The sequence below is a fragment of the Sodalis-like endosymbiont of Proechinophthirus fluctus genome, assembly GCF_001602625.1.
Lineage (GTDB): Bacteria > Pseudomonadota > Gammaproteobacteria > Enterobacterales > Enterobacteriaceae.
The window spans coordinates 1-2,804 of the sequence record NZ_LECR01000031.1; the positions used below are offsets into that span (position 1 = coordinate 1).

The window sequence follows — 2,804 nt, forward strand, 5'->3', positions numbered from 1 at the left end:
AGCGGAATAAGCCACTGCGCTGCCGGCGCGACAGCCCCTCACCCATTGCAATATGCGCTACCACCACGGCGGCAATAAACAATACCCGCAAGTATTGCATAAACACCACCAGACGCACATCGGCGCTAAAGTCGCCCGCCAGCGTCAACACCACGGGTAGCCAATAACTGACTAGTACCGACAAAATGGAAGGCGAGAGGGAGCGCGGCTATCATGCATCGCAGTATGGCCCTGGAAGCCGATAAACACCTTGGCAATACAGGCGCCGGAAAACGCCATCACAAGACCGACCATAATGGATCCAAAGCAGCAGTGTGGCGGGAACGTAGTAATGTTGCAGGATAAATCCCAGCGCCAGCGGGCATGCCAGCAGGATCAACCATTGGAGATAAACCAGCAAAGCTTTTATGAATTAAGGTCGTTTAAAAGAACGTGTAAGTGGCCATTTTATCACATTGCGGGCGCGCAGGGAAAATACCCTGCGTCCGATGCGGAACCCTGCTCGTCCGCGCAATGGCGTTGATGACATTTTCAACGCTCGGTGGGACCTTGAGACAGCAGGGGTTAACGGCGGTTTACCTAGGTGACGGGGCGCGTTGAAGTTTGTTGGGGATAAGGGAAATAATGGTGCGCCGAGGCCATTAAAGCGGTAACCCCCAGCCTGACGCGTCAGTCTCCAGGCTATGAGTTCTCAGTTCTCAATGCTCGGCTTTTAGCTTTTAGCAACTCAACTAGCTCAGAACCAGAGACTAAGCTTGTCGCCCTCTTCATATCGGCCAATATTAAAGCCAGTTTTTACGTTTGAAGTACAAATACGGCGCTAGCCCAGCCAAGATCATTAACATAATGGCGCTAGGGTAGCCGAAAGACCATTTCAACTCCGGCATAAACTTGAAGTTCATTCCATAGCTGGAGGCGACCAAGGTCGGCGGTAGGAACACCACCGACACTACTGAAAATATTTTAATAATGCGGTTCTGCTCGATATTAATAAGCCCCATTGCCGCCTGCATCAGGAAGTTCACCTTCTGGAAAAGCGATTCGTTATGAGGCAGCAGTGATTCGGTATCGCGCAGGATCTCCCTTGCCTGCTCCAGCTGACCCGACGGCAGCCGCGCTTTACGCACTAGAAAATTCAACGCCCTCTGAGTATCCATCAGGCATAGCCTGACCTTCCAGCCCACATCCTCCAGATCGGCGAGCGTAGAGAGAGCATTATCATACTCATCGCCCTGATGGCCGCCGTCCATGATGACCAGGCTCAGGGCCTCCAGATCACTGTAGATATTCTCGATTTCGTCCGCCAGTTGTTCGATCTTAGTCTCGAACAAATCCAGCAGGAGCTCATAGGCGTTACCGTCAATAAGTGTCTGGCTGCGGGTACGCATCCGGTACAAGCGAAACGCCGGCAGTTCCCGCTCGCGCAGGGTATAAAGCCGGCCGTCGCGGATGGTAAACGCCACGGTGGCGTTGCCGGCGTGATCCTCCGCGTCGGCGTAAAAGAAAAAAGAGTGGATATGCAGCCCGTCTTCGTCCTCGAAAAAACGGGCTGATGCTTCGATGTCCTCTAACTCCAGACGTGTGGCCAAGCTCTGGCCCAGCTCATGCTGCACCCGTTCGCGCTCATCATCGCCTGGCTCGATTAAATCAACCCATACCGCCTCAGGTAGGGTTCCCAGCTTATCAGAGTCAAGACGCGATAAACGATGGTTTTCCAGTTGAAATGCGTTAAGCATACGCCCTCGTTTCCTTCATGATAAAAAACGGGAAACGCATTAGATCACAAGATCACAGAAATACGGGGTGGGGGAGTCACTGTCGAGTTTCAGACCGTCAAAGATCCGACTCCGCGCGACGCTAGATGCAGGTCGCTGACAACCACTAAGGTGGCCAGCACTAGAGGCAGCCTTAGTGGATGTACCTGATAAACAGATCATCGAGCCAGTATCTACTGGGGGTGTCCAAGGCGCGTAACCCTCTCCTATAATAGTAGTGCGCGCATGTTACGCCGAGAAGAAAAAGACTGTCAATACGTGAAAAAAACCGTTTGGCCAGTTTCTGTACAACAGCGCGGCACGCCGCGGCGTTAAACGGTTTCCAGCCGGGCGTAAGCCGCCACCAGCCATTTAGTACCTTGGCCTTTAAACGCGATCTGCAGCCGGCTATGTTCGCCGATACCTTCCAGATTCACCACCGTTCCCTCGCCGAATTTCGGATGACGCACTCGTTGGCCAATGGTGAAACTGCTGTCGTTTTCGCTTAGCCGAGCGCCTAAGCGCTGTTGGCGTTGGCTGGCCGGACGGGTTATGCTTGTGCGCAGATGGACTTCTTCCACGCAGGACGGCGGCAGTTCGCCGACAAATCGCGACGGCCGATGGTAGGCCTCTTTACCGTACAGACGGCGGGTCCCCGTATAGGTAATGGTCAGCTTTTCCATCGCACGGGTAACGCCAACGTATGCCAAACGACGCTCCTCTTCCAGTCGCCCTCCTTCGTCCATCGACATTTGGCTGGGGAACATACCTTCTTCCATGCCGACGATGAACACTTGGGGAAACTCTAGCCCTTTGGCGGAATGCAGCGTCATCAATTGCACCGCATCCTGATAGGCGCCAGCCTGCCCCTCGCCAGCATATAGGGCGGCATGAGATAAGAACGCCTGCAGCGGCAACAGATCTTGATTTTCATCGTTATAGCTGAATTGGCGAGTGGCGGTGACAAGCTCTTCCAGGTTTTCGATACGCGCCTGCCCCTTTTCACCTTTCTCCTGCTTGTACATGTTCCACAGGCCGGAATTTTTAATC

At 53.6% G+C, this 2,804-nt stretch carries 2 protein-coding genes and 1 pseudogene; all 3 read right to left on the reverse strand.

Features of this window, described 5'->3' with window-relative positions:
- Positions 1-184: pseudogene (locus tag BG74_RS12795) on the reverse strand (hypothetical protein); the annotation flags it as partial.
- 598 nt (positions 185-782) lie between these two features.
- A complete protein-coding gene (corA, locus tag BG74_RS03695) occupies positions 783-1,736 on the reverse strand; it encodes a magnesium/cobalt transporter CorA (RefSeq protein WP_066596692.1) in 954 nt (317 codons plus the stop codon).
- Between the two features lie 350 nt (positions 1,737-2,086).
- On the reverse strand, positions 2,087-2,804 hold a 718-nt coding region (locus BG74_RS10460; protein WP_244267246.1), incomplete at its 5' end, for a 3'-5' exonuclease.

What these genes read in the sequence shown, in the direction of transcription:
- corA (WP_066596692.1), bottom strand. Translation starts at nt 1,736, where the DNA reads ATGCTTAACGCATTTCAACTGGAAAACCATCGTTTATCGCGTCTTGAC.